Genomic DNA, 19,202 nt, shown 5'->3' with positions numbered 1-19,202 from the left:
ATCCTGTCTGCGTATTTTTCCCTGAATCCAACCGGAGCCGCCGTATATGGCCCATGAAGAACTGCATCTTAACCTTCGGAACCTCACCATTGATGACTACCCCCAGCTCCAGAAGCTGATGGACAGGGTTTACGATGATATCGGCGGTGCCTGGCCAGAAGACACGATCAAGGCGCTGGTTGAGCAGTTCCCGGACGGCCAGATATGCATAGAGGAATCCGGCGAACTGATCGCCATAGCGTTGACGGTCTGCGTCAAGTATGAGCGTTTCAGTAATCCCCACACCTACGACGACCTGATTCTGCGTAACGAAAAGCTCTGGCATAACGACAAGGGCGATTCCCTGTACGGGCTGGACGTGTTTATTCACCCTGATTATCGCGGTTATCGCCTTGGGCGCAGGCTTTACGAAGCCCGCAAGGAGCTCTGCCGCTCGATGAACCTGCGCGCCATCCTGGCGGGCGGTCGGATACCGGGGTACCACAAGTATTCCGACCGGGACTCGCCCGAGGAATACATCCAGCGGGTGGATCGTAAGGACATCTACGACCCGATTCTGAGCTTCCAGCTGTCCAATGACTTCCAGGTTACCCGGTTGATGCACAAATACCTGCCGGAAGACGAGAAGTCACTGGGTTACGCGACCCTGCTGGAGTGGCGGAACATTCTCTACACCCCACCCTCGCCGGTTCTGAATGTCAAGAAAACCCAGGTACGGCTGGGTGCCGTGCAGTGGCAGATGCGTGAATTCACGTCCGTGGATGAGGTTCTCGAGCAAGTCGAGTATTTCGTCGATGCGCTGTCGGATTACAAAAGCGATTTTGCGCTGTTTCCGGAGTTCTTCAACGCTCCATTGATGGGCCTGACGGACCAGATGGACCAGACCCGTGCCATCCGTTTCCTGGCCGGTTTTACCGAGCAGTTCCGCAACCAGATGTCGGAAATGGCGGTCAGCTACAACATCAATATCATCACCGGTTCCATGCCACTGCTGGAAAACGACCGGGTGTACAACGTGTCCTACCTTTGCCACCGGGATGGTCGTGTGGATGAGCAGCGAAAAATCCACATCACACCCCATGAGCGGCGTGACTGGGTTATCGAAGGTGGTGAGAAGTTCCAGGTGTTCGAGACAGATGCCGGCCGCGTTGCCATCATGATCTGCTACGACATTGAGTTTCCGGAACTCGGGCGTCTGGCCGCCAGTGATGAAGTGGACATCATCCTTGTGCCCTTCTGGACGGACACCAAGAACGGCTATCTGCGGGTTCGCCACTGCGCCCAGGCCAGGGCCATTGAAAACGAGTGTTACGTGGTAATCACCGGCAGTGTGGGTAACCTGCCCAAGGTGGAAAATCTCGACGTTCAATATGCCCAATCCTCTGTGTTCTCGCCATCGGACTTTGCCTTTCCCCACGATGCAGTCATGGCAGAAACCACACCGAACACCGAGATGATCATGTTTTCGGACATGGATCTGGAGAAACTCAAGCTGGTGCGGAACGAAGGATCCGTCACCAACCTGAAGGACCGCCGCACCGATATATACGCGCTCAATACGATACAAAAGGACCAAAATAATCCAGACAGTTGAAGAACTGTCTGAGAGATTTATCGTATGACACTGAGCACGTTGCCAAACAGCCCGAGTGTGGCTATTGTTTAACCATGTACCGTCAGGTCGCTTCCACGGAACAAACCAGAGATTACTTGTAAATGAACGAAGCACTACCGGACCTTGTTGCACAGTTTCATGTCAAACGAGGCCTGTTCCGCCGTGAACGGGTTGAGGCGGCTCTGTTCGAGCTCGACAACTTTGGCTGTGTGATGAAAACCGACAAAGTGTTCAACCCGGGCGATACGGTTGTTCTCGACCTGATCATGGAAATGCCTTTTGATAACATCCGGGCCGATGGCATATCCGGCCTTGTCACCGAACGTAGAAAACACTGCAGCAATTTCTTCTATTCCATTGATTTCGTGCAAATTAATGATCAGACGTCACCGGCTCTGACAGACAAGCTCAAGCGAATCCGGGATGTGGTAAGAAAAAAACAGTTACTGAAATCCAGACGTTCATCCGGGCCTTCCTCCGGGCTCCGGCAAATGGCCTGAAATCACAAGCGCTCACCAAACAAACCGCACTGTAAGGAGACAATCCTCATGGCCAAGAAAGCCAACAAGCAAAATGTTGATAAAGTTGTGAAGAAAGTTAACAAAGAGTTTGACAAGACGTCATCAAGAATCGAAAAGCTGATAGACGATGCCCTCAAGCAGTTCGACGGTCTTCAGAACCAGATTCAGGAGCCCGTGCGCAAACTGCTGAAAGAACTGGATGAACTTCGTGACCGTGAGATGAAGCGTTTCAGCGACGAGTATGAGCGCCGCCTGGGAGAGTTCCACGAGTTGCAGAACAACGTTCTGGACCGACTTGGCATGGCCAGCAAAGACGCCAAAGGGGAAGCGAAGAAAGCCGCGAATAAAACGGCCAAGAAGTCACCCTCCTCTACTGCAAAAGCGGCGCCCAAAAAAGCGGCGAAAAAGACAGCAACGGCTAAAAAAGCCGCCAAGCCCAAGGCAGCCACTACCGCTGAAAGTCCGGCTTCTGCTGCAAAAGCTGCTCCCAAAAAGGCCGCTACCACGGCAAGAAAACCGGCTGCAACAAAGCCAAAAGACAAGAGCGATCTGACACAGGTCAAAGGCATTGGCCCAGCCACCGCCCGGAAAATGAAAGAAGCGGGCATCACCTCGGTTGACCAGATTGCCAACCCATCCGAAGCCGATCAGGAAAAACTGCAGGCATTTTCCAACGTGAAGGGCTTCAGCACCTTCAGTGATGAGGCCAAGAAAGTCATTTGATGCAACAATCCGAGCAGCCTGTATTACGGGACATCGTCCTGGTTGGCGGCGGGCACAGCCACGTCGGGGTTCTCAAGCGTTTCGCCATGAATCCCGTACCGGGTGTCCGCCTCACCCTCATCTGCCGAGACACCCATACGCCTTACTCCGGCATGTTGCCCGGCTACGTGGCCGGGCACTATACCTATGACGACGTCCATATTGACCTGAGCAAGCTGGCCGAGTTTGCCGGCGCCCGGTTCTACCGGGACGAAGCCATTGGCATTGACCGTAACAGCAAGCGGGTCAATTGTCGGTCCCGGCCCGATGTACCTTACGACATTCTGTCAGTGAACATCGGCTCTTCGCCCCGAGTTCTGGACGTGGATGGTGCGCAAGAGCATGCCGTACCGGTCAAGCCGATCAATGGTTTCAATAACCGCTGGTTGTCGTTGCTCTCCCGGCTGGAGAACCACGAAGGACCGATGTCGGTAGCGGTGGTCGGTGCCGGCGCCGGCGGTGTGGAGCTGACCCTCGCCATGCAGTTCCGGCTCCGTAATGAACTTGAGAAACGGGGCCATGACCCGGACCAATTGCACTTTCACCTCTTCGATGCGGAAAGCCAGATACTGCCCACTCACAATCAAAAGGTGCGTGCGGTCTTTGCCGACAAGCTCGCAAGCCGCGGGGTAAAAGTTCATCTGGGGGCGGCGGTCTCGAAAGTCGATGCAGGCCACCTGACCACAGAATCTGGTGACTCACACGCGGTGGATGAGGTGCTCTGGGTAACCCGGGCCGGCGGCCCGCAGTGGCTGGAGGATACCGGACTGGCCCTGGACGACGGTGGCTTTATCCGGGTAAAGGACACCCTGCAGACAGAAACCGACGACGACATTTTTGCCGTTGGGGATATCGCCAATGTTGTTAATCATCCCCGTGAAAAAGCCGGCGTATTTGCCGTCCGTCAGGGCCGCCCGCTGGCAGACAACCTCAAGCGCTACGCCCTCGGCAAGGCTGTCAAACCCTTCAGCCCTCAGAAAAAATGGCTGGCACTTATCAGTACAGGCGACAAGTTTGCCGTAGCGTCCCGCGGGGATATGTCCTTTGCCGGCAAGTGGGTATGGCGCTGGAAGAACCAGATCGATAAGCGCTTCATGGCGAAGTTCAACGACCTTCCGGCCATGGAAGAGAATTCTGCCCTGCCCGACACCGGTGCGGCGCAGAATGCCGAAGAAGCATCCCAGGCTATATCTGCGGTTGCCATGCGGTGTGGCGGATGCGGTGCCAAAGTCGGCAGCACGGTACTGTCACGGGCACTGGGTGAGCTGCGCCCCATCGAGCGGGATGACATTCTGATCGGCCTGCATGCGCCGGACGACGCTGCTGTGCTGACGGTGCCGCCGGGCAAGGCCGTAGTGCATACGGTCGACTTCTTCCGTGCGTTTATTGATGACCCCTACGTGTTTGGCAAGGTTGCGGCCAATCACGCACTGGGTGACGTCTTTGCCATGGGTGCTGAAGCCCAGAGCGCTACGGCCGTCGCGACCGTACCCTATGGCATTGAGTCCAAGGTGGAAGACGTCGTTTACCAGATGATGTCTGGCGCGGTGGAAGTGCTCAACGAAGCAGGTTGCGCCCTGGTGGGTGGCCATACCGGTGAAGGCCGTGAACTGGCCCTGGGCTTTGCTGTCAACGGCCTGATCGATCCCGGCGAGGTTATGAGCAAAGGCGGCCTGCGGGCCGGAGATGTGCTCATTCTGACCAAACCTATCGGTACCGGCACCCTGTTCGCCGCCCACGCAAAACTGGAAGCGAAGGGTCGCTGGATTGATGCGGCACTGGCGTCAATGGTGCAGTCCAACAAGGAAGCTGCCCAGTGCCTGCGCCGTTATGGTTCGAAAGCCTGCACGGACGTGACCGGTTTTGGTCTGCTTGGGCATCTTGTGGAAATGACCCGGCCATCCGGCGTAGACGCAGAGCTGGACCTGGGGGCGATTCCAATTCTGCCCGGCGCCGAAGAAACCGCAGCAGCGGGCATTCTCAGCTCGCTGCAGCCTGCCAACATCCGGCTGCGGCGCGGTATCCGCGATCAGGAGAAGTGGGTGAAGCACCCTCGCTATCCGTTGATCTTCGATCCCCAGACGGCGGGTGGCCTGTTGGCCAGCGTGCCGGCCGATCAGGCTGAAGCCTGTGTCAGCGAACTCAAATCGTTGGGGTACCCGCATACAGCGATCATTGGCCGGGTACAGCCCCAGGATGAGACGGGCCCGATTGAGCCGATTACTCTGAGGGATTGAGCCGGGTACGCCCGGCTACTGCCTTTTCAATCGCTGCCAATAATGAAGCCTGCTCCGACTGCGGGGTAAAACTGCCTGCCAACGCCTTGACGCGATCCTCCAGCTCCCCCAGAAATTCCGGGGATTGCTCCACTCGCAGTAACAGTCTGGCCAGATCGGTGTCATTACCCACACGGAAATACCCAGGGTAATCGTCGCCCAGCAGGCCAATATTGCCAGAGATATCCGAGGCGATGACGGGCAGGCCCGCGCGGCAGGCCTCAGAGACAACATTGGCGCCCCCTTCCATCACTGAGCTGATCACCATCGCACGGGAGTGGCTCATCAGTTCCTGGATGGCGGGTTTATCCACCTCCCCGAGCCATTGGAAACGGGGGTTTGCCTCCTGTTCAGCAAGGGCTTTTTGTTCCCACTCCATTGTGTGGGCCTTGCCGGCATTGATCACTCGAATGGCGGAGGCCTCTGGCAACTGTCTGGCCGCCAACGCAGCGCGAAGGGGGTCTTTTTCGTCGCGGAGGTGGCCGATAACGCAGATATCAAAATCCTGTTTCAGGCCTGATGCCCTCGCAGGTTGGTCCGCTGACTGGAGAACAGTCGTCAGCTTCCGGGTAAAGCGTTCGGGGATATCCTGACCAACCCGATGATGAAGCCCGACAAGGCAGTCGGCCTGCGTCATGGAATCGTGGGTAACGTCAGGAAAGCGGAGTTGATAGTCATAAATGTCGGTGCCAGTTAACACGACAATCAAAGGGGTATACGGATGCCGGGCCCGGAAACGCGCAACAGCCTCGTGGCTTCTCCAGGCGTGCAGCGCAATGAGCAGGTCACAAGGCTCACCATGGTATTCCGTGACAATGTTCACCTGGTGCCCGGCATTTTCCAGCAGCTGGCTCCAGCGCTCTGCCGTTGCCCGATTTCCTGCCCTGGAGCCCGGAGGTGCTGGCGTTATCAGGGTAATGTTCATGGGTGAAGGGCTCCGGAAAATTTCGTCATTTTTGATGGATATCCATAACCTGTTTAGCCGATTGAATCGTATAGATGTTCAGAGTTGAGGTAAATCACGTTATCCTCACCCGCTGAATCAACGATCAAACACAAGGAAATTGAAATGCGACTGAATCTGATACGGAAATTGGCTGCAGCCAGCTTACTGGTGTTTATTGCTTCTGCGACAGCTTCGGCTCAAACGCTGGTATTTACAGCAATCCCCGATGAGGACGAAACCAAACTGGTAGAGCGATTCAAGGGCATCGCAGACTACCTGTCCGGGGAGCTGGACGTAGACGTTCGCTATATTCCGGTGAAGTCCTACGCCGCCGCGATTTCGGCGTTCCGAAACAATCAGGTCCAACTGGCCTGGTTCGGAGGCCTTTCAGGCGTACAGGCCCGGGAACTGGTTCCAGGCTCCGAAGCGATTGCCCAGGGCGTTGAAGACAAAGCGTTCTACTCTCACTTTATTGCCCATAAAAGTACCGGGCTCGATGAAATGGAAAGCCTTTCGGACGAGCTCCGCGGCAAAACCTTTACCTTTGGCTCCAAAGGTTCCACTTCCGGCCGCCTTATTCCGGAATACTATGTTCGCGAAGCCTTTGGGGAAAGCCCTGAGGAAGTTTTTGGCCGCGTTGGATTCAGCGGTAACCACACCCGCACGCTTCGTCTTGTTGAGGCGGGCACCTACGACGTCGGCGCAATCAATTTCTCGGTCTGGGACAAGGAAATGGAGAGCAACAATATTGATACGGATGCTGTTAAAGTCATCTGGACAACCCCTTCCTACCCTAACTATCAGTGGACCATTCGTGGCGACGTCAACGAACGTTTCGGCGAAGGGTTTTCACAGCGCGTTCAGGAAGCACTGCTGGCAATGGATGACCCTGAGCTCCTGGAGAGCTTTCCTCGCAGTGGTTTCATTCCGGTTTCAAATGACGCCTACGAACCAATTCGGGTTGTCGGTAAGCAGATCGGAATCATCGATTAATGTCAGGATTTGATCTGAATGGCCTGACAGCATCGTTTGACGGAGAGCGGGTTATCGGCCCGCTCTCCCTGAATGTGAAAAAGGGCGAAAAAGTCGCCTTGGTCGGTCGTAGTGGTGCTGGCAAATCCACGCTGATACGACTTGTGTACCAGGAAGTCGAAAGTCTGGCATCTCTGGTGCCCCAGGATCTCGGGCTGGTGAACGCCTTGCCGGTGTTCCATAACGTGTACATGGGCCGCCTGGATGCGAATCCCACCTGGTACAACGTTGTTACGCTGATGCGCCCATTTGCAAAGGACCGTCGCGAAGTGAAAGACCTTCTATCCGAGCTCGGGATGCCGGAAAAGGTATGGATTCCCGCGGCCTCGTTGTCTGGCGGACAGCGACAGAGGGTTGCCATTGCCCGGGCACTTTACCGAAAGTCCGGTCTGTTACTTGCCGATGAGCCGGTATCGGCGCTGGACGGTCCTATGGCTCACCAGATTATGCGGCTACTGAAGGAGCGTTTCGAAACCAGCGTAATTGCACTTCACGATGTGGAGCTGGCGTTGGCCTATTGCACACGGATTGTCGGCATCCAGGATGGGCAGGTTGCTCTGGATGAGTTCAGCGAAAAGCTGACCCCGGCAGATATCATGCCGCTTTACTGAACCAGACCCTCTATCTATGTTGTCTTCACCAACCGTGAGAACCAGTCTGATCTTTACCGCCATTGCCTTGGTGGGTCTGGTCTTTGCGGACATTGCCATCACCGCGGCCAACCCCTGGAAAGACCTGGGGCGCTTCTTCCTCGGTGTGGTCACTCCCGATTTTTTCAGTACCGAAGGGCTGGCAACCGCCCTGCTCCGTACCGTTGCCTTTGCGTTTGTGGGTGTGGCCCTGGGCAGTGTGTGCGGATTCCTGTTGGCGCTGGTTTACCGAGCCTACCCGGTACGGATTTTCTGTGCTTTTATACGGGCCATCCATGAACTCTTCTGGGCTCTGATTTTCCTGCAGTTTTTTGGTTTCCATCCGCTGACGGGCGTACTGGCCATTGCCATTCCCTATTCCGGCATTTTTGCCAAGGTTTATTCCGAGATTCTCGAAGAAGCAGACCCGGAGCCGGGGCGCCTGCTGCCTCCAGGAACCGGCGTGATCTCAGCCTTTCTATACGCCCGAATTCCGGATTGCTGGGTGCAGATGCGCACCTATACTGCCTATCGCCTTGAGTGCGGCCTGCGGTCCAGTGCCATTCTTGGCTTCGTGGGTTTGCCAACACTCGGGTTTTACCTGGAATCTGCATTCTCCCAGGGGCATTACTCCGACGCCGGCGCCATGCTGATCCTGTTTTATGTGCTCATTGCCACCCTGCCGCTCTGGGTCAAGCCCAAGCTGCTACCGGTGTACATCCTTGGTGCACCCTTTTTCCTGGGCGACGGCATGCCCATTATCTGGGGCAACGTCACCCGGTTCTTTACCGAAGATATTGTGCCTTCCCCCCTGAAAAACGAAGAGGGCTGGGCAGGAATGGGTGCCTGGCTCGGTGATCTGTTTGTCACGCAGGCTCTGCCCGGTATCTGGAATACGGTGTTACTCACCCAGATCGCACTGGTTGCCACCGGTCTCATTGCCCTGCTGGCATTTCCGTTGATTTCCACCCACTTTGGCGGCCCGGTGCGTCGTACGAGTGGCCACGTGTTCCTGGTGATCCTGCGTTCAACACCGGAATACATTCTTGCCTACATTCTGCTGCAGCTGTGGGGGCCTTCAATGCTGCCTGCCGTGGTAGCGCTTGCGCTGCACAATGGCGGTATTATCGGCCATCTGATTGGCCGCCAGTCCAGCTTCATCCGTCTGCGGCCAGATGCGCCCACAGGTCTCAACCGATACACCTACGAGCTTGTACCCCGGGTTTACCGATCGTTTCTTGCATTCCTGTTCTACCGGTGGGAAATCATCATGCGGGAAACAGCGATTCTGGGCATTCTGGGCATCTACACGCTCGGCTTTTATGTCGACAGCGCCATCCAGAACATCCAGTTCGACAAAGCGATGGTGCTTATCCTGATTACCGCCTCGCTGAACATCGGTGTTGATATCCTCGGCCGGTATATTCGCAAGAAGCTGGCGCTGCAAACCATGCCGACCTGTTAGTTACTCCAGTGGATACCACGTCACAGTTCCACCATTTGCAGACCAGATTTAACCCGGTTCCCTTCGTGTCCCGGGATACATTTGGTTACAATCCGGATTAATGATGTAACAGTCACCCTCAGGCAATCCGGAGCGCTTATGACAACCAGCATCGTTTTACTGATTGAAGTCGCGCTCATTGCGTTGTTGTTGCTGCTTGCCTTCCGGATGCTCACGCTGGTGCGACATGATCCCTTCGTGCCGGCGGCACCCACCACTCATCCGGAATTTTCATCACCTGCCCCGACGCGGCAGCCGTTCGGTCCCAACCGTGTGGATGCTGGCCACGGCCTTGCCAGTCGCGGACTGGACAAATGCGGGTTGATTACCCAGTTGCATATATTGTTGAGCATTCAGGAAAGGGATTGTCGGGAGAAAGGACTGGAGCTTGATACAGCCCCGAACGCCGTAAAGGAATACGTGACTGCCTGGCTGTATGGTGCTGCATGCGCGCTGTGTGACAAGTCACAACGTCATTCGGGTGCGCAGGTCAATCTGGTGAGCCAACTGGCCAGCCGAAAAATCGGGCTGCGACAGCCTGAAGCAGTCCAGGCACTGTCAACGCTGACGGGCAGTGCCACCTTGCTGGCCTGTTTCCGTTACGGCGTGGGTGGTGCGGAGTACTGGAGCGAACACCGCTACGTTCTCCGGGACCACAGCCTCTACAGTGCTATTACGTCAAACGCGTTTGTCTGAGTTGCGGCTCATTGAGATGCGGGCTGGCGATTCTTCCAGTGTCCAGCGTGTGCCAAGATCCTGTGCTTCAGCGGTTTCCGGGGCATCGGCCGGAGCGCCGGTGATAGCCGGCCTGGAAAAGCTGTCGTCTTCCTGTCGCTCCATGCTGTCTACATCCACAGACCGGACGATGTAGCTCTTGCCGTCACACTCCACCCTGGAGCGATGAGTCAAGCCAAAAATAAAACGACAATAATCCAGCTTCAACTGGAGCAGATCCTGTTCCGCTTTCTGGATTTTTCTGAGCAGAACCTTTTGTACACTATCGCCATAATCCATATGTGCTTCCCTGGACAATCGTTGCAGTTCGATGATTTTACACAATCCTGACCGACTGTCATCCCATCGTCAGGCCCGACCCTCTGCTTTGAAGGTCAGCTTCACGGGCATATCAAGTTCTGCCTCCATGCCTGTCTGCAAGTCGATTCTCCAGGTCATTTCCGGATCCGTCGTACAGAAAGGCGCGGTAAATCGTGCCTCCCAAAGCTGGCCGCTACCATCCTGCGCTACCCCTGCCCTGGTCATCGGTACCGGATATTCTCCCAGGTACATGGACTCGCCTCGTAGCACAGCCATCAGCCGTGGCGGGTTCATGTTTGTTTTTACCGACAGGCGATATTCAGTACCCTCTTCCTGAGCACCATCTTTTACCAGATGAGCGTCCCAGTGATTGCCCTGTTGGGTCCATCGACACGTATCATTGAGCACATCACACCCGACAATGCCCTGATCAGACCGGCTATCGGCATCCAACATGAGCCAGCGTGGCCCGAAAACGCCAAGGGCAACCACCGCTGACATGGCAATTACAGCCACTAGCGCTTTCAACACAACCATCCCTCCAAGGTTAATGACGCATTATGGAGATTATTGCTGCCAAGGCAAAGCTTTCTAATTCAGTGCCGGTCGTGAGAAAATACCGCGCTTTAACTCTCCGCAGATTCACCACCAACAGGATAAGCCCGTGCAACCGGACATCTCCGTAAAGCACCTCAACAAAACCTATGCTGATGGTTTCAGTGCCCTCAAGGACATCAACCTTGATATTGAACCGGGAGAAATTTTTGCGCTCCTGGGACCCAACGGAGCCGGCAAGACCACGCTGATCAGCATCATCTGTGGCATCGTGAACCTTTCTGACGGGGAGGTAAAAGCCGCAGGGTTCGACATCGTCAAGGATTACCGCAAGGCCCGGGAAAGCATCGGCCTGGTGCCCCAGGAACTTAACACGGATTCCTTTGAAACCGTCTGGGATGCCGTTTCTTTCAGTCGCGGCCTTTTCGGCAAAGCGCCGGCACCGGACCACATCGAAAAAGTTCTGAAGGACCTGTCCCTCTGGGACAAACGCAATAACCGGATCATGTCTTTGTCCGGTGGCATGAAGCGCCGTGTAATGATCGCCAAGGCCCTGTCACACGAACCCCGCATCCTGTTCCTCGACGAACCAACGGCAGGCGTGGACGTAGAGCTGAGGCGCGATATGTGGGAAATGGTGCGCAAGCTGAGGGAAGACGGCGTTACCATCATCCTCACCACCCACTACATCGAGGAAGCCGAGGAAATGGCTGACCGCATCGGTGTTATCCGCCAGGGTGAAATCATCCTTGTGGAGGACAAGTCGCAGTTGATGAGCAAGCTGGGCAAAAAGGAACTGCGCCTGCATCTGCAGAGCCCGCTCGAGCAGATGCCCGGGCAACTGGCTCTCGAGCCTGTAGAGCTGTCAGAAGACGGCTACGAGCTGATCTACACGTTTGACTCCCAACAGGAGCAGGCCGGCGTGGCGAACCTGCTGCGAACACTGGGCGACCTGGGCATTGAGTACCGTGACCTCCAGACCAGGGAAAGCTCCCTGGAAGAGATTTTCGTGGGCCTGGTCAATGAATAACGCGGGAGTGATGCAATGAACCTGTACGGTGTCCGTGCAATCTACAATTTTGAAATGGCCCGCATGCGCCGCACCCTGATGCAGAGCGTGGCCTCACCGGTTATCTCCACATCGCTGTATTTCGTGGTGTTCGGCTCTGCCATAGGCAGCCGCATGGGTGATATCGACAATATCAGCTACGGAGCCTTCATCATTCCAGGGCTGGTGATGCTGTCCCTGCTGATGCAGAGCATCTCCAACGCCTCTTTCGGTATCTACATGCCGAAATTCTCCGGCACCATCTATGAGTTGCTGTCCGCACCGGTCTCCTATCTGGAGGTGGTGCTTGGCTATGTCGGGGCTGCCGCCACCAAGTCGGTGATACTCGGCGTAATCATATTGATAACGGCCAGGCTGTTTGTGGATTACGACGTGCTGCATCCGTTCTGGATGTTCGCGTTCCTGGTGTTGACCGCCATCACTTTCAGCCTGTTTGGTTTTATTATCGGGATCTGGGCAGACGGCTTTGAAAAGCTCCAGATCGTGCCGCTGATGATAGTTACCCCACTGGTTTTTCTGGGTGGTACTTTCTACTCCATCGATATGCTGCCGGAAGTCTGGCAAACCATCAGTCTGTTCAACCCGGTGGTGTATCTGATCAGTGGTTTCCGCTGGGCATTCTACGGTGTGTCGGATGTGCACGTGGGCATCAGTGTGGGCATGACCCTGCTGTTCCTCACTGCGTGCATGGTCGCGATATGGTGGATCTTCAAAACCGGCTACCGGCTGCGTTCCTGATGGCCAGGCAAACACCGGCGCGCAGCATGAGGGCCCTGCTTCCAGTCATGGCCCTGGTGTTCTCCGGGTGTCTGGCCGCCCTTCCCGACAATCAATCGCTTCCGGTGAAACAGGCTTGCCTGATATCTGCGGAGCGGGCTATCCCCATCACTCTCGAGATTGCCAGGAGCCCTGAAGAACGCAGCCGCGGGCTGATGGAAAGAGAAAGGCTTGAGCCGGATGCCGGAATGCTGTTTGTATACAGTAACGAGCGAAGGGCGGACCATGGCTTCTGGATGTATCGCACACTGATTCCGCTGGACATTGCCTATCTGGATCGCCAGGGCACCATCCAGGCCATACGCCAGATGGCACCCTGCCCGTCAGACCAGGGCCGGGATTGCCCCACTTACCGGGCCGGGGTTCCTTTCTACCTGGCCCTTGAAATGAACCAGGGATATTTTCAAAGCCGGAAAATTCAGGTGGGAGACCGGCTTTCCCTGGAGCCGTCAGACTGTCACTAGCGCGGTCTATTTGTCTTTCCAGTCCGGCTTGCGCTTGTCCAGGAATGCACAGATACCTTCCTGAGCGTCCGCAGCCTGCATGTTCTTCGCCATCACTTCCGAGGTGAAGTCGTAGGCCTCCGCCAATCCCATTTCCAGTTGCTGGTAGAACGCCTCTTTGCCGATCTGAAGGGTGCGACCCGATTTACTCGCTATGGTGACAGCCAGGTCGCGTACCGTTTCATCCAGCGCCTGCTCATCCACCACCCGGTTCACCAGCCCGATTTGCTCCGCTCTGTGCGCACTGACCATCTCGCCAGTCAGCAGCATCTCCATGGCGTGCTTGCGGGACACATTGCGTGAAAGTGCCACCATGGGCGTGGAGCAGAACAGGCCAATATTCACACCAGGAGTGGCAAATCGGGCTGTATCCGCGGCTACGGCCAGGTCACAACTGGCTACCAGCTGGCACCCCGCCGCGGTGGCGACACCGGCCACACGGGCAATCACCGGCTTTGGCAGGTTTACAATTTGCTGCATTACCTTGCTGCACAGGTTAAACAGGTCCAGCTGGAATTGATGGCTATCGAGCTGACCACGAATCTCCTTGAGATCATGGCCGGCGCAGAACACCCGGCCACTGGCAGCAAGTACAACTACGCGCGTTTCCGCATCCCCCGCCAGTTCTTCGAGCTGATCCGACAGCGCCTGCAACATGGCCATGGACAGGCTATTGCGATTCTCCGGCTGATTGAGCGTCAGGGTGGTAATGCCATTGTCGTTGGCAATCGTAATCATCTCTTCCGCAGTCATGGTGACATCACTCCTCTCTTTCTTACCAGTATTCAGCAGTGGTCCCCGTTCGTCGAGCCGACTTTCGTCGGGACTCACAAATATGACAGCCCCTGATGTCCATGGGGCCAACGCGCAGCCGCTGAGCATTATGGTTTTATGTCAACAGATCGTGACAAAACAGCACAAATCACAACAAAAAGAGGTAACCATGAGACTCATCAAGCAGGCATTGCCCTTCGCAGTCGCAATAGCCATCACCGGCTGCGGTGGCAGCAGCGATGGCTCCATAACCAATACCCAACCTTCTGATGAAGCGGACACCGTAGCGGGTTCCGGACAGGAAACGGTAACCGAACGGGACACCATCCGTGTCCTTTCAAACCGCCCCGATCTGATTAATGGTGGGGATGCCCTGGTCGAAGTGGCCTCAGACAATATCGAGGGTGCCAGAATCCAGCTCAATGGCAAAGACATCAGTGACACCCTGACCACTGTGAGAGACGGTGTGCTTCGCGGCCTGATCACTGGCCTGGAGCTGGGTGAGAACGAACTGAAGGTTACCCTCGGAAAAAGCGGTGTGCTGCGCAAAACCATCATCAATCACCCCAAGGGTGGCCCGGTATTTTCCGGGCCCCAGGTTCAGCCCTGGAACTGCACAAATGCCAATGCAGTGGACGAGAAGTGCAATCAGCCAGCGGAGTTCGAGCTGAAATATGTGCCGCAGTCGAAGTTCGATCTGTTTGCAGAAAGCTTTGACCCCCAATCCCCCGGATTGCCCGGAGCATTCCTGCCCTACGATCCCGGGAACCCGCCGCCCTCCGGAGATATTGCCCGGGTTACCACTGATGAAGGTGTTACGGTCCCCTACATCGTGAGGGTTGAGAGAGGGGTAATGAACCGCGACCGCTATCAGGTCATGGCCCTGTTTCAACCGGACCAGGAATGGACAGCCGTGTCGCCACAGGAACAGTGGAATGGCAAGATCCTGATTCACCACGGCGGAAATGTCGGCGTCAGCTACGGCATGGGGAACCCGCCGAATGGTGACATCGCCGGCACGGCTCCCGAAGGAGCGGAAACCCTGCTGGGAGACAGTATCTCCGTTGCCCTGGCTCGCGGCTTTGTGACCCTGTCCACCGCCCAGGCGAACCTTGGCCATAACGTCAACCTGGTTACCGCAGCAGAATCCCTGGTCATGGCGAAGGAGCATGTTGTCGAGCAGTATGGACCGGTGCGCTACACCATCGGCACAGGCTGTTCCGGCGGTGCCATCGCCCAGCAGCACATCGCTAACGCCTACCCGGGTGTCTACCAGGGCCTGATCGTGCAGTGTTCCTATCCGGATGTCTGGACCACCGCGACGCAATTCGCCGATTACAACTTGCTGAACGAGTACCTGGGCAACCAGGTATCTGAAGATCCGGCAGACTTGTTGGCTTTCGTCGAAAGCCTGCTGTCCTCGCCCATACTGGCGGTTCAGTGGCCAGCCCTTTACGGCCACTTGCCCCTCAACCCGATCGTTTCCGACCTGGCGTTCTTCCCCTCCGCCGAACCGGATCAGGAAAACTGCCCGGGCCTGGCGGGCCAGGCCGTCGTCTATGACCCGGAGACCCGCCCCGATGGCCTGCGCTGCGGTCTGACTGATTACATGGCCAGCCAGTTCGGTGAACGCTTGCCAGCGGCCTGGTCCCCTAATGAGCAGCTGCTCTCGCGGGGATTCACCGGCATCCCACTGGACAATACCGGCGTCCAGTACGGCCTTAAAGCATTGCAGGACGGTGTCATCACTGGTGACCAGTTCCTGGCGGTCAACCGCGATATCGGCGGTCTGGATATTGATATCAACTACCAGCCGGAACGCACAGCCGCCGACCTTGAAGCACTGGAGAATTCCTATCGCACCGGCGCCATCAATACCGCTGAAAACCTTGCCAATGTGCCCATCATCGATCTCCGCGGCCCGGACCCCGGCATTGCCCACGATGCCTTTCACTCCTGGCAGGTACGGGCGAGGCTGGAACAGACTCAGGGCCACGCTCGCAATCATGTGATCTGGTACGGGGCATTCCCCCTGGCAGGCGACACCATATTCACCACCGAAGCCCTGCTCGTGATGGACCAGTGGCTCACCGGTATCGAAGCCGATCAGGAAGAGGTTCCGGTGCCGAACAAAGTCCTCGCCAACAAGCCGGTTACCGCCAGGGACCGCTGTCTGTCACTATTGGCTCCGTTCTCGGCGGAAGGCCCCAAGGCGCCCTATACCGGCAACCTGCTTTACCCGGAACCGCAAGTGTCCGGGCTGAACCCGGAACAGATACCCACCTTCCCTGCCGAACTGGGCCAGATACTGGATGTTGCCACCGGGCAGGTGTGTGGCCTGAACCTGGGTGAACTGGGGCTACCCGATATCATCACCGATCCACTGCAGCCCATTGCCGACGACGTTGTGGAGGCCCAGAAGCTGGTGGTCCAGACTCGCTTCGGGACGCCACGCACCGTCGCAGGTGACGCCATCACGACAATGAACAACAAGTGCCAGCTTAAACCCGTGGACCCGGCAGACTACCCGGTGAACATCCTGAACGGTGTTTATACCGCTGAAGGTTTCGCACAAAAGGTTGCGGAGATCTTTCCCGAAGGCGTCTGTGATTACACAAAGCCGCCTGTTGGCCAGGGACCCACACTGACGTGGCTGCAGTATGGCGATGAGCACATCGTGAGCACGGGCGGCGAACCTTTGCCCCCGGGGACGGGGACAGTTGCAGGCTGGGCTTCACCGGCATTCGGGGTCGACCTGAACCCGAGATCGGACCTGTAATCCCTTGAATCCGCTCTCATGATGTATCCTGTACATCATGAGAGACCTAAAAAGACAACGTCGGGAACTGGAAAAACAACTCGCTACAGCCACTTCCTATGCGGAATGGCACGCTACGGCCGAGCAACTGGATGAGCTTGAAGGCACGCTGGCGTGGCGGGCGGAAGGCGGCTGCGAGCTGCTTCACGAAAAACTGATTCGCGAACACATCGACGCCATGGTGCACTGCCGTAAAAAAGGTGACACCCGTGGCCTTACCCGCGTGCTGCAGGAAAGCCTGTACCGGCACCTGGGTGAAATTGCCAATCCGGACCTCTACGCCATCGCCTGGACAGGCACCAAGTATCTGGTCACAGAATTTCTGGATGAAGTGGAACGCTCCATGTACTTCATCTGCGAGCATGACATGCCGGGCATCACCGAACAGCAGAAACTCCGCCTGTTCCGGGATGCCGAACGCGTATACGGCCGCCCGGCCCTGATGCTCAGTGGTGGAGCCGCTTTCGGCATCTACCACATCGGTGTTACCCGTGCGCTCTGGGAACAGGACCTGCTACCGGACGTGATTGCCGGTTCCAGCATGGGCGCCATCGTGGCCGGGGCGATCTGTACCCGAAACAACGAAGAGCTCGAACGTTTTTTCAACGAGCCCGGGGAGATCCACCTCGACGCATTCCGCTGGCTGGAGCCCAGCCGTATCTGGCGAAAACGCCACGCCATGGACCAGACCCAACTGCTTCATCACATCCACACCAACATCGGCAGTACCAGTTTTCGTGAGGCCGCGGAGCACAGCGGGCGCACACTCAACATTTCGGTGTCGCCCACCCGAACCCGACAGAAACCCAGATTACTGAACAGCCTTGCCTCACCAGAAGTGCTGGTCGATTCTGCCATTCTGGCTTCCTGTGCGGTCCCTGGCATTTATCCGCCAGTGACACTCCAGGCCCGGGACAATGACAAGGGTAAAAACGGCAAGAAACCTTACATGCCAACAGAACGCTGGATTGACGGCAGTGTACACGGGGACCTGCCCCTCCTGCGCATGGCCCGGCTTCATAATGTAAACCGGACCATCGTCAGCCAGGCCAATCCTCACGTGCTGCCGTTTATCAGCCACCATCACGAACGTGGCCCGGGGGCATCCGCCAAACAGGCAGCGGCTTCAATCCTGCATGCCCAGGTCGCGACCACGCTGCAACTGACCCGGAACAGCTGGTCCTCAACCATACTCCGGCCATTGCTGGAGCAGGCCCATGCCATGGCAACGCAAACCTATCTGGGGGACATCAATATCCAGTTCCCCTTCCGCCCATTGCTGTATCGCAAGGTGCTCACCAACCCCGGCCGCGAGGACCTGGAAATGTTTATCCGGCTTGGTGAGCAGGCCACCTGGCCACGCCTGGCGATGATCCGCGACCAGACCCGCATCAGCCGCACCTTCAGCAACTGTATCGCCAGGCTGGAAAAGGCCTGCACCGCCAACGACACAGCCGGGGAGTAGCCGCTTGCAGACTACCCGGATCAAAGGCCTGACCATCGCCGCCCTGGGCGTGTTGTTCATTGTCCCGGACGCGCTACTGGTCAAGATCACCTCGGTAGAGCCGGTGGTATTCCTGTTCTGGCGTGGCCTGCTGCTGGCCATCAGCTTCCTGGTCATCAGCTGGCTCAGGTACCGTTCGCGCCTGACCACCGAAATCAGGCGCTGCGGCTGGAAGGGACTGTTCTGCGCCGGAGCTTTCGCGATAAGCACGTTAGGGTTCGTTGTAGGCATGAAGAACACGGCTGCCGGCAACGTCCTGGTTATTCTCAACACGGCCCCGGTGATCGCAGCGCTTATTGCGTGGCTGGTGTGGAAGGAAACCCTGCCCTGGCGAACCTGGGTTGTCATCCTGGTGTGCGTGACCGGCGCAACCTTCATGGCCATCGGCGAATGGGGTAAAGGCGACCCCCTGGGGCTGATGATGGCCGGTATTGCTGCCACTGCCCTCGCCTCCAACCTCAATGTGGCCCGCTCCCGGCCCGACTGCGACATGAGTGTGATGCTGATGTTTGGTGCCCTGGCTCTGGCCATCGTGGCGGCGGTCATGGGTGGAGCACAGGCGCTCTCGCCAAGGGACGGGTTTTTCATTGCCCTGCTCTGTCTGGTTTTCCTGCCAATGGCCTGCATCCTCATCCAGATTGGCCCACGTTACATACCGGCGGCGGAAGTCAGCCTGATGCTGCTACTGGAAACCGTGCTGGGGTCTTTCCTGGTGTGGTTGTTTCTGGATGAGGTGCCGCCAAACCTCAGCCTGATTGGCGGCGTGATTGTCTTCTCGGCACTGGCTACCCATGGCTGGATAGAAGTAAAACGCTACCGGAAAGCCCGGGTGGTTGTTGATTAGCGGGAACCCGGCGCGCGAAGATAACCTTTAAGCCACAA

General features: G+C 56.8%; 18 protein-coding genes. 14 read left to right on the top strand and 4 right to left on the bottom strand.

Features of this window, described 5'->3' with window-relative positions; all coding sequences use genetic code 11:
- The first annotated feature begins 46 nt into the window (after nucleotides 1-46).
- The 4 genes from QPL94_RS12785 to selD all read left to right on the top strand — a co-directional run bounded on the left by QPL94_RS12785 (nucleotide 47) and on the right by selD (nucleotide 5,135).
- Nucleotides 47-1,594, top strand: a complete 1,548-nt coding sequence (locus QPL94_RS12785) for a bifunctional GNAT family N-acetyltransferase/carbon-nitrogen hydrolase family protein (RefSeq protein WP_285357762.1) — start codon at nucleotides 47-49, stop codon at nucleotides 1,592-1,594.
- Nucleotides 1,595-1,716: 122 nt separating this feature from the next.
- On the top strand, nucleotides 1,717-2,115 hold the full coding sequence (locus QPL94_RS12780) for a hypothetical protein (protein ID WP_137434458.1): 399 nt from the start codon (nucleotides 1,717-1,719) through the stop codon (nucleotides 2,113-2,115).
- 48 nt (nucleotides 2,116-2,163) lie between these two features.
- Nucleotides 2,164-2,859: a helix-hairpin-helix domain-containing protein gene (locus QPL94_RS12775; RefSeq protein WP_285357761.1), complete on the top strand. Its 696-nt coding sequence runs from the start codon at nucleotides 2,164-2,166 to the stop codon at nucleotides 2,857-2,859.
- On the top strand, nucleotides 2,859-5,135 hold the full coding sequence (gene selD / locus QPL94_RS12770; RefSeq protein ID WP_285357760.1) for a selenide, water dikinase SelD: 2,277 nt from the start codon (nucleotides 2,859-2,861) through the stop codon (nucleotides 5,133-5,135). The genes QPL94_RS12775 and selD overlap by 1 nt, the downstream gene beginning before the upstream one ends.
- Here the strand turns inward: selD and senB are convergent.
- The gene (senB, locus tag QPL94_RS12765) at nucleotides 5,119-6,099 is read right to left on the bottom strand and encodes a selenoneine biosynthesis selenosugar synthase SenB (protein WP_285357758.1); all 981 of its coding nucleotides are present in this window, start codon (nucleotides 6,097-6,099) and stop codon (nucleotides 5,119-5,121) included. The two genes, selD and senB, sit on opposite strands and share 17 nt — an antisense overlap.
- Nucleotides 6,100-6,243: 144 nt before the next feature.
- On the opposite strand from senB, the gene QPL94_RS12760 reads away from it, so the two are divergent.
- From QPL94_RS12760 to QPL94_RS12745, 4 genes are all read left to right on the top strand, one after another.
- Nucleotides 6,244-7,113, top strand: coding sequence for a putative selenate ABC transporter substrate-binding protein (locus QPL94_RS12760; RefSeq protein ID WP_285357757.1), 870 nt, complete (start codon nucleotides 6,244-6,246; stop codon nucleotides 7,111-7,113).
- Nucleotides 7,113-7,763: a phosphonate ABC transporter ATP-binding protein gene (locus QPL94_RS12755; RefSeq protein WP_285357756.1), complete on the top strand. Its 651-nt coding sequence runs from the start codon at nucleotides 7,113-7,115 to the stop codon at nucleotides 7,761-7,763. The genes QPL94_RS12760 and QPL94_RS12755 overlap by 1 nt, the downstream gene beginning before the upstream one ends.
- Before the next feature lie 16 nt (nucleotides 7,764-7,779).
- Nucleotides 7,780-9,246, top strand: coding sequence for a PhnE/PtxC family ABC transporter permease (locus QPL94_RS12750; RefSeq protein ID WP_285357755.1), 1,467 nt, complete (start codon nucleotides 7,780-7,782; stop codon nucleotides 9,244-9,246).
- Nucleotides 9,247-9,384: 138 nt separating this feature from the next.
- Nucleotides 9,385-9,981: a hypothetical protein gene (locus QPL94_RS12745; protein WP_285357753.1), complete on the top strand. Its 597-nt coding sequence runs from the start codon at nucleotides 9,385-9,387 to the stop codon at nucleotides 9,979-9,981.
- Here QPL94_RS12745 and QPL94_RS12740 read toward each other — a convergent pair.
- Together QPL94_RS12740 and QPL94_RS12735 are read right to left on the bottom strand one after the other, a co-directional pair.
- Nucleotides 9,964-10,299, bottom strand: a complete 336-nt coding sequence (locus tag QPL94_RS12740; RefSeq protein ID WP_285357752.1) for a hypothetical protein — start codon at nucleotides 10,297-10,299, stop codon at nucleotides 9,964-9,966. The two genes, QPL94_RS12745 and QPL94_RS12740, sit on opposite strands and share 18 nt — an antisense overlap.
- Before the next feature lie 69 nt (nucleotides 10,300-10,368).
- The gene (locus QPL94_RS12735; protein WP_285357750.1) at nucleotides 10,369-10,851 is read right to left on the bottom strand and encodes a hypothetical protein; all 483 of its coding nucleotides are present in this window, start codon (nucleotides 10,849-10,851) and stop codon (nucleotides 10,369-10,371) included.
- 133 nt (nucleotides 10,852-10,984) lie between these two features.
- Between QPL94_RS12735 and QPL94_RS12730 the strand changes: the two genes are divergently transcribed.
- Genes QPL94_RS12730 through QPL94_RS12720 form a run of 3 tightly spaced genes read left to right on the top strand, consistent with a single transcriptional unit; the run spans nucleotide 10,985 to nucleotide 13,185 of the window.
- The gene (locus tag QPL94_RS12730; RefSeq protein ID WP_285357748.1) at nucleotides 10,985-11,905 is read left to right on the top strand and encodes an ABC transporter ATP-binding protein; all 921 of its coding nucleotides are present in this window, start codon (nucleotides 10,985-10,987) and stop codon (nucleotides 11,903-11,905) included.
- Nucleotides 11,906-11,920: 15 nt separating this feature from the next.
- Nucleotides 11,921-12,682, top strand: a complete 762-nt coding sequence (locus QPL94_RS12725; RefSeq protein WP_285357746.1) for an ABC transporter permease — start codon at nucleotides 11,921-11,923, stop codon at nucleotides 12,680-12,682.
- Nucleotides 12,643-13,185 (top strand): DUF192 domain-containing protein, encoded by a 543-nt coding sequence (locus QPL94_RS12720; protein ID WP_285357745.1) that lies wholly within the window; start codon nucleotides 12,643-12,645, stop codon nucleotides 13,183-13,185. The genes QPL94_RS12725 and QPL94_RS12720 overlap by 40 nt, the downstream gene beginning before the upstream one ends.
- A 6-nt stretch (nucleotides 13,186-13,191) precedes the next feature.
- Here the strand turns inward: QPL94_RS12720 and QPL94_RS12715 are convergent, their stop codons facing one another.
- Entirely contained in the window at nucleotides 13,192-13,977 is a 786-nt protein-coding gene (locus tag QPL94_RS12715) for an enoyl-CoA hydratase (RefSeq protein WP_285357744.1), read from the bottom strand.
- 190 nt (nucleotides 13,978-14,167) lie between these two features.
- Here QPL94_RS12715 and QPL94_RS12710 point away from each other — a divergent pair, with 190 nt between their 5' ends.
- The 3 genes from QPL94_RS12710 to QPL94_RS12700 are packed head-to-tail and all read left to right on the top strand — an operon-like array spanning nucleotide 14,168 to nucleotide 19,164.
- Complete coding sequence (locus QPL94_RS12710) at nucleotides 14,168-16,777, top strand: DUF6351 family protein (protein ID WP_285357742.1); 2,610 nt, start codon at nucleotides 14,168-14,170, stop codon at nucleotides 16,775-16,777.
- Nucleotides 16,778-16,814: 37 nt separating this feature from the next.
- Complete coding sequence (locus QPL94_RS12705; protein ID WP_285357739.1) at nucleotides 16,815-18,281, top strand: patatin-like phospholipase family protein; 1,467 nt, start codon at nucleotides 16,815-16,817, stop codon at nucleotides 18,279-18,281.
- A 4-nt stretch (nucleotides 18,282-18,285) separates the two neighbouring features.
- Entirely contained in the window at nucleotides 18,286-19,164 is an 879-nt protein-coding gene (locus QPL94_RS12700; RefSeq protein WP_285357737.1) for a DMT family transporter, read from the top strand.
- The last annotated feature ends 38 nt before the right edge of the window (nucleotides 19,165-19,202 follow it).

The sequence above is a fragment of the Marinobacter sp. SS13-12 genome, from assembly GCF_030227115.1.
In the GTDB taxonomy this organism is placed as follows: domain Bacteria; phylum Pseudomonadota; class Gammaproteobacteria; order Pseudomonadales; family Oleiphilaceae; genus Marinobacter.
Note: the sequence above shows the minus strand (reverse complement) of the source record. Positions and strands in the feature narration are given on the sequence as shown.

Coding starts and splice junctions, on each gene's coding strand:
- QPL94_RS12750 (WP_285357755.1), top strand. CDS start 7,780: ATGTTGTCTTCACCAACCGTGAGAACCAGTCTGATCTTTACCGCCATT.
- QPL94_RS12720 (WP_285357745.1), top strand. CDS start 12,643: ATGGTGGATCTTCAAAACCGGCTACCGGCTGCGTTCCTGATGGCCAGG.
- QPL94_RS12780 (WP_137434458.1), top strand. CDS start 1,717: ATGAACGAAGCACTACCGGACCTTGTTGCACAGTTTCATGTCAAACGA.
- QPL94_RS12785 (WP_285357762.1), top strand. CDS start 47: ATGGCCCATGAAGAACTGCATCTTAACCTTCGGAACCTCACCATTGAT.
- QPL94_RS12755 (WP_285357756.1), top strand. CDS start 7,113: ATGTCAGGATTTGATCTGAATGGCCTGACAGCATCGTTTGACGGAGAG.
- QPL94_RS12715 (WP_285357744.1), bottom strand. CDS start 13,977: ATGACTGCGGAAGAGATGATTACGATTGCCAACGACAATGGCATTACC.
- QPL94_RS12725 (WP_285357746.1), top strand. CDS start 11,921: ATGAACCTGTACGGTGTCCGTGCAATCTACAATTTTGAAATGGCCCGC.
- QPL94_RS12710 (WP_285357742.1), top strand. CDS start 14,168: ATGAGACTCATCAAGCAGGCATTGCCCTTCGCAGTCGCAATAGCCATC.
- selD (WP_285357760.1), top strand. CDS start 2,859: ATGCAACAATCCGAGCAGCCTGTATTACGGGACATCGTCCTGGTTGGC.
- QPL94_RS12760 (WP_285357757.1), top strand. CDS start 6,244: ATGCGACTGAATCTGATACGGAAATTGGCTGCAGCCAGCTTACTGGTG.
- QPL94_RS12745 (WP_285357753.1), top strand. CDS start 9,385: ATGACAACCAGCATCGTTTTACTGATTGAAGTCGCGCTCATTGCGTTG.
- QPL94_RS12705 (WP_285357739.1), top strand. CDS start 16,815: ATGAGAGACCTAAAAAGACAACGTCGGGAACTGGAAAAACAACTCGCT.
- senB (WP_285357758.1), bottom strand. CDS start 6,099: ATGAACATTACCCTGATAACGCCAGCACCTCCGGGCTCCAGGGCAGGA.
- QPL94_RS12775 (WP_285357761.1), top strand. CDS start 2,164: ATGGCCAAGAAAGCCAACAAGCAAAATGTTGATAAAGTTGTGAAGAAA.
- QPL94_RS12740 (WP_285357752.1), bottom strand. CDS start 10,299: ATGGATTATGGCGATAGTGTACAAAAGGTTCTGCTCAGAAAAATCCAG.